This is a genomic window from Rhodopseudomonas sp. BR0C11 (assembly GCF_010820945.1).
Taxonomy (GTDB): Bacteria; Pseudomonadota; Alphaproteobacteria; order Rhizobiales; family Xanthobacteraceae; genus Rhodopseudomonas; species Rhodopseudomonas palustris_H.
The window spans coordinates 1-5,444 of sequence record NZ_QTKI01000334.1 but is presented as its reverse complement, the minus strand read 5'-3'; the positions used below and the strand labels follow the sequence as shown (position 1 = coordinate 5,444).

At 65.6% G+C, this 5,444-nt stretch carries 7 protein-coding genes; 3 read left to right on the top strand and 4 right to left on the bottom strand.

Translation table 11 applies throughout. The features are described from left to right. From DYI24_RS20250 to rpiA, 4 genes are all read right to left on the bottom strand, one after another. Nucleotides 1–103, bottom strand: a 103-nt coding sequence (locus DYI24_RS20250) for a 3-deoxy-7-phosphoheptulonate synthase (RefSeq protein WP_164573589.1), incomplete at its 3' end; no start/stop codon positions are given. A gap of 187 nt (nt 104–290) precedes the next feature. After that, nucleotides 291–1,676 carry a glutathione-disulfide reductase gene (gene gor / locus DYI24_RS20245; RefSeq protein WP_164573588.1) on the bottom strand — a complete coding sequence of 462 codons (1,386 nt, stop codon included), beginning with the start codon at nt 1,674–1,676 and terminating at the stop codon, nt 291–293. Between the two features lie 17 nt (nt 1,677–1,693). Then, nucleotides 1,694–2,203: a DUF2059 domain-containing protein gene (locus DYI24_RS20240; protein WP_164573587.1), complete on the bottom strand. Its 510-nt coding sequence runs from the start codon at nt 2,201–2,203 to the stop codon at nt 1,694–1,696. A gap of 26 nt (nt 2,204–2,229) precedes the next feature. Further along, entirely contained in the window at nt 2,230–2,928 is a 699-nt protein-coding gene (gene rpiA / locus DYI24_RS20235; RefSeq protein ID WP_164573586.1) for a ribose-5-phosphate isomerase RpiA, read from the bottom strand. A gap of 147 nt (nt 2,929–3,075) precedes the next feature. Between rpiA and DYI24_RS20230 the strand changes: the two genes are divergently transcribed. The 3 genes from DYI24_RS20230 to moaA all read left to right on the top strand — a co-directional run. Then, nucleotides 3,076–3,753 (top strand): HAD-IA family hydrolase, encoded by a 678-nt coding sequence (locus DYI24_RS20230; RefSeq protein WP_164573585.1) that lies wholly within the window; start codon nt 3,076–3,078, stop codon nt 3,751–3,753. 163 nt (nt 3,754–3,916) lie between these two features. Continuing rightward, on the top strand, nt 3,917–4,369 hold the full coding sequence (locus DYI24_RS20225) for a hypothetical protein (protein WP_107343941.1): 453 nt from the start codon (nt 3,917–3,919) through the stop codon (nt 4,367–4,369). Nucleotides 4,370–4,475: 106 nt separating this feature from the next. Beyond that, nucleotides 4,476–5,444: GTP 3',8-cyclase MoaA (gene moaA / locus DYI24_RS20220; RefSeq protein WP_164573584.1), on the top strand; the 969-nt coding region annotated here is incomplete at its 3' end.

Here is a 5,444-nt window from a genome sequence, read left to right as displayed (position 1 = left end):
CGAGCTGCGCCTCGACATCCGCGAGCGCTTTCACGTCGGGATATTGCGGCATCTGCTGCACCGGCTTGGCGCGCCAGCTATCGGGTGTCCAGCGTTCGGACATAGGCCACTCCTGAAGAAACAAGCCGCCAGTTAAAAATGGGTCGCGGCGGGCGCGTTATACACAGCGACCCCGCCAACCGCTAGTTGGAAATCAGGGGGCAGAATACAACCCCTTGCGGGAAAAGCCTATTTTGTTGGCGGCCCCGGCCCGCCTGAAATTTCGGCAAGGCCCGGGACGCCAGAGCCGGCTATTCGGCGGCTTCGCGCTGGTAGCGCGCGGTCCGGGTGCGCATCGTCACCAACTCTTCGGCCGCGGTGGGGTGCAGCGCCATGGTGCCGTCGAAGTCGGCCTTGGTGGCCTTCATCTTCATCGCGACCGCCACCACCTGGACCAGTTCGGCGGCGTCCGGCCCGACGATATGGCAGCCGAGCAGACGATCGGTGGTGCCGTCGACGATCAGCTTCATCAGCACGCGCGACTGGCTGCCCGACATCGTCCCCTTCATCGGGCGGAAATCGGTCTTGTAGATATCGACGACGCCGTACTGCGCCCGCGCCTGGGCCTCGGTCAGCCCGACAGTGCCGACCTGCGGCTGCGAGAACACTGCGGTCGGAACGCAGGAATAGTCGACCTGGACCTGCTTGCCGCCGAACACGTGGGCGGCGAAGGCATGGCCTGCGCGGATGGCCACCGGGGTCGGGGTGGTGCGATGGGTGACGTCGCCGACCGCGTAGATGTGCGGCACCGAGGTGCAGCAGTGGTCGTCGACAGCGATGCCGCCATTGTCCGGATTGATCGCGACGCCGGCCTTCTCGAGGCCGAGATTGGCGACCGCCGGATGCCGGCCGATCGCGAACATCACCTGGTCCGACGCGATGCTGGAGCCGCTCGACAGATGCGAGGTGTATTCCTCGCCGAGCTTCTCGACAGCCGTCACGGTGCAGCCGGTGATGATGGTGATCCCTGCCCGCTCCATCTCGGTGCGGACATGGGCGCGCACGTCCTCGTCGAAGCCGCGCAGGATGTTGTCGCCGCGGTACACCACGGTGACGTCCGAGCCGAGTCCGGCGAAGATGCAGGCGAATTCGAGTGCGATGTAGCCGCCACCCTGGATCAGGATGCGCTTCGGCTGCTCGTTGAGGTGAAACACTTCGTTGGACGAGATCACGTGCTCGATGCCGGGAATCGCCCTGCCGTGATTGGGCGCGCCGCCGGTCGCAATCAGAATCGTCTTGGCCCGCACCTTCTCGCCGGTCGACAGCAGCAGCGTATGCGGATCCTCGAACACCGCGCGCCCCTTGATGGTGCGGGCGCCGGCCTTCTCGACGTTGGTCGCGTAGATCTGCTCGAGCCGCGCGATCTCCTTGTCCTTGTTGGCGATCAGCGTCGACCAGTTGAATTCCGCGGTCGGGATGCTCCAGCCGAAGCCGGCCGCATCCCGGATCTCCTCGTGCACCTGGGAGGCGTAGACCATCAGCTTCTTCGGCACGCAGCCGCGGATCACGCAGGTGCCGCCGAACCGATACTCTTCGGCGACGACGACGCGGGCGCCGTAGCCGGCGGCGATTCGTGCGGCTCTCACGCCGCCAGAGCCACCACCGATAACAAACAGGTCCGCGTCGAAGTCTGCCATTTCGCCTCTCTGGTCGATCAGATGTTCTTGCCGCGCTTACGCATCTCGGCGCGGAATTCGCCGTTCACTTCCTCGGCGAACTTCTGCGCCCACTGATTCATGAACTGCATGCTTTCGGCAATCGACTTCGGCTCCTGGCTGAGCAGCTTCTGGCCGAGCGGCGACTTGTAGAAGGTGACGAGGTCCTTCAGCTCCTGCTCGGTGAAATCGGTGGCGTAGATCTTCGCCATGCCGTCGCCGATTTCCTTCTCGCGGCCCGCCATCTTCTTGGCGATCACCACCGCGACCTCCTTGAGGTCCTGCTGATAGTTCAGGTTGCTCTGCATCAGCGTGTCCATGGTGCGCTGAATGATGTTCGGCACCGCCTGGGCGTAGATGCCGCCGGCCCGCTTCAGCTCCAGAATCTCCTTGGCGGACGCGATCGCGGCCGGCGACGGCTGCTTGGTCTGCGCCTGCGCCTGATGGCCGGCCAGAGCGACGCCGAACACCAAAGCGGCGGCCAGCAATGCCTTCGACAGATATTTCATTCCAATTCTCCTGAGATGATCGGCGCTCACGCGCGTTCGATGGTTCGAATTCCGTCGGCCCCTGCCAGCACGACGGTGCTCGCCATCCCGACAAACAACCCATGCTCGACTACGCCCGGAATCACGGACAGCAAATGGGCCAGACGAGGAGCATCGGGTATGCGCCCGAGCTGGGCGTCGAGGATCCAGTGGCCACCATCGGTGACGAAAGCATGGCCATCTTTGCCGGGCCGGAGCTTTAATTCGCCGTCACAGCCGGCGGCGGTGAAGGCATTCTGCAGCGCTCGGCGGGTGGCGCCGAGGCCGAACGGGATCACCTCGATCGGCAGCGGGAAGCGGCCGAGCGTGCCGACCAGCTTGGATTCGTCCGCGATCACGATCATGCGATCCGAGGCCGCCGCGACGATCTTCTCTCGCAGCAACGCGCCGCCGCCGCCCTTGATCAGGTCGAGATTGTGGTCGACCTCGTCGGCCCCGTCGATGGTGATGTCGAGGCGGTCGATTTCATCCAAAGTCGTCAGCCGGATACCGCAACGTTCGGCATCGGCGCGCGTCACTTCCGACGTCGGCACGCCGATCACGTCGAGCCCGACCCGCACTCTTTCGCCAAGTAGTTCAACGAAATGCTTCGCCGTCGATCCGGTCCCGAGGCCGAGCTTCATGCCGCCCCGCACCTCTTCCAGCGCCCGCGCCGCAGCCCGCCGCTTCAACTCTTCCTTGTCCATGACCCGGCCTACCCCGTTTCCGCCCCTGATGTCCCCGGCGCGGCGCGGCATATCTAGCGGCGTTTGGGCGCGGCGAACAGCACGGATTCTGGGGTTGAGCATCGCCAGACGGTTGCAGAAAGCCGCGGAGAAGGTTAGCGGTCGAACATGACCGCATCTCCCATTGTTGTCTTCGATCTGGACGGCACGCTGGTCGATACCGCGCCCGACCTGATCAACGCCCTGAATTTCATCCTCGTTCGCGAAGGCATGCCGGCCGTTCCGATGGCCGTCGCGCGCAATATGATCGGACAAGGCGCCCGCCGCCTGCTCGAACGTGGCCTCGAACTCGACGGCCGTGTGATCGCGCAGGACGACGTCAATCGCCTCACCGTCGATTTCATCGACTATTACGCCGCCCACATCGCCGACGAGTCGCGCCCGTTCGAAGGGCTGGAAGCGACGCTCGACGAGCTGTCGGAGAGCGGCTACCGCTTCGCGGTCTGCACCAACAAGCTGGAATGGCTGTCGAAGCTGCTGCTCGACCGGCTCGGGCTCAGCCCGCGCTTTGCGGCGATCTGCGGCGCGGACACATTCGGCGTCGCCAAGCCCGACCCGGCGATCCTGCGCGAGACCGTGGCCAAGGCCGGCGGCGACCTCGCTGCCACCATCATGGTCGGCGACGCGGGGCCGGGTGTCGGCGTCGCGCGGCGGGCCGGCGTGCCGGTGATCGGGGTCGAATTCGGCTACACCGAAGTGCCGATCGCCGAGCTCGAACCGGACCTTTTGGTCGGCCATATGCGCGAGCTGCCGAACGCCGTGGGACGGCTGCTGCCGCGGCGCTGACCTGAAGGCGATACCTTTGAAATTGTGGCGAAATTCAGTTCGCTAACAGGTCGCGTTAACTAACTCTTAAGTTTGTTGGACGCGCAGTTGCCAGCGTTACAGCAGGCTCCTATGGTCCGCGCGGGACTGTGGCCGTTGGCCGCACTGAACGGATGGGAGTATCATGCGTCATCTTGTTGTCATCGCCCTGGCAGGGCTCTCGCTGGGGGGCTGCGCGTCGATGTCCGACGCCTTCAAGTCGACCCCGCCCGACGTCACTGTTCAGCTCGATTCGGTGCCGCCGGGTGCGGACGCCGTCGCCTCCACCGGGCAGAGCTGTAAGACCCCGTGCTCGATCAAGGTGCCGCCGGCCGATTTCACCGTGACCTTCTCGATGGACAAGTTCCAGACCACGACGGTTCCGGTGCAGGTCTCGGTCGCGCAAGGCGGCTTCATGTCGGAAGGCACCACGACGGTGACGCCGAACCCGGTCACCGCCGAGCTGCAGGCCGCCAAGCCGTCGCGCAAGGCGCGTCAGGTCCGCAAGCCGCGCAAGCCGAAGCCCGCCGCTGCCGCGCCGGCCGCCGAAGCTCCGGCAGAGTCGTCGTCGCCGTTCCCTGCCCCGGCAGCGCGCTAACATATTGCAGCGCATCACGGCGCGTGATTGTGCGCGCCGCTGATCGTGCCTAGATAGTGCGGAGACATTTGCCGCGACTGGCGGCGACCGCGACAGGGCACGCCGCATGACCAGCGCCGCGATCACTCCGCCAACCACCGTGGATCGGTCGATGACCGATCCGTTCGGGCGGACCATCGATTACCTGCGGGTCTCCATCACCGACCGTTGTGACTTCCGCTGTGTGTACTGCATGGCCGAGGACATGACCTTCCTGCCCCGCGCCGACCTGCTGACGCTGGAAGAACTCGACCGGCTGTGCTCGGCGTTCATCGCCAAGGGCGTGCGCAAGCTGCGCCTCACCGGCGGCGAGCCGCTGGTCCGCCGCAACATGATGTCGTTGGTGCGGTCGCTGTCCCGGCATCTCAAGAGCGGCGCGCTCGACGAACTCACCCTCACCACCAACGGCTCGCAGCTCGCCCGTTTCGCCGCGGAGCTGGCCGATTGCGGCGTCCGCCGCGTCAACGTCTCGCTCGACACGCTCGACCCGGATGAGTTCCGCCGGATCACCCGCTGGGGCGATCTCGACCGTGTGCTCGCCGGCATCGACGCTGCCCGCGCTGCTGGCCTTGCGGTGAAGATCAACACCGTGGTGCTGAAGGGCTCCAACGAGGACGAGATCCCGTCGCTGATGCGCTGGGCGCATGGCCTCGGCATGGGGCTGACGCTGATCGAAGTTATGCCGCTCGGCGAAATTGGCGAAGGCCGGATCGATCAGTACGTGCCGCTGTCGTTGGTCCGCGCCCGGCTCGCCAACAACTACACGCTGACCGACCTGCCCGACTCCACCGGCGGCCCGGCGCGCTACGTCCGCGTCGAGGAGACCGGCGGCCGCCTGGGCTTCATTACTCCACTCACGCACAATTTTTGCGAATCCTGCAATCGGGTGCGGATTACCTGCACCGGGACGATTCACACCTGCCTCGGTCACGAGGACGCTTCCGACCTGCGGCGCCCGCTGCGCGCTTCCGCCGACGACGCCCTGCTCAGCGCCGCGATCGATCAGGCGATCGGCTCGAAGCCGAAGGGCCACGAC

What these genes read in the sequence shown, in the direction of transcription:
- gor (WP_164573588.1), bottom strand. Translation starts at nt 1,676, where the DNA reads ATGGCAGACTTCGACGCGGACCTGTTTGTTATCGGTGGTGGCTCTGGC.
- DYI24_RS20240 (WP_164573587.1), bottom strand. Translation starts at nt 2,203, where the DNA reads ATGAAATATCTGTCGAAGGCATTGCTGGCCGCCGCTTTGGTGTTCGGC.
- rpiA (WP_164573586.1), bottom strand. Translation starts at nt 2,928, where the DNA reads ATGGACAAGGAAGAGTTGAAGCGGCGGGCTGCGGCGCGGGCGCTGGAA.
- DYI24_RS20230 (WP_164573585.1), top strand. Translation starts at nt 3,076, where the DNA reads ATGACCGCATCTCCCATTGTTGTCTTCGATCTGGACGGCACGCTGGTC.
- DYI24_RS20225 (WP_107343941.1), top strand. Translation starts at nt 3,917, where the DNA reads ATGCGTCATCTTGTTGTCATCGCCCTGGCAGGGCTCTCGCTGGGGGGC.